Raw genomic sequence first — 501 nt, forward strand, 5'->3', positions numbered from 1 at the left:
GTAATGCTGTGAGAGCCTTTAATAACGACCACGACTTCATCGCGGTTTTTGCTCCACAGCACGCGAATCATAATCTTGCCGTGTTCGTTTCGGATGACTCGCTGACCATTCGGATCGAAGCCATAACGTGTTTGTTTAAAGACTCTTGGATACGCGAGGTTGCACAGTACGGCGTAGCGTTCGTATTGGTATCGTTTTAGTGGTTTCACGTTGTCTTACTTAAAACTGTCCAACCTTATACTCTAGTGAGCGAGTGTGAAGAACACGTGAACATCAGCAGAATGTGTTACCGGTTCAGTCCTCGTAGTTAACGGTAAATCTCTAACGTCGAAGTATTATTGATAAATGAATCAAAATTTTTTAGACGAAGTAAGGTAGATTGCCGAGATTGCTCATGAGCCTGTTTTATTTCCTTAATCAAAGATTTGAGTACTTGGCGATCTGGTTTGTTGTAGCGTTTATCTTTGCGGAGCTGGGTGAAAAACGCAATTTGAGTCGAAG

At 42.5% G+C, this 501-nt stretch carries 2 pseudogenes; both read right to left on the reverse strand.

Annotated elements, in window-relative coordinates:
• Window positions 1-209, reverse strand: a pseudogene (locus tag R7O13_RS31430) (lipase); the annotation flags it as partial.
• Between the two features lie 98 nt (window positions 210-307).
• Window positions 308-501: pseudogene (locus tag R7O13_RS31435) on the reverse strand (CHAD domain-containing protein); the annotation flags it as partial.

The sequence above is a fragment of the Vibrio sp. Y176 genome, from assembly GCF_033438945.1.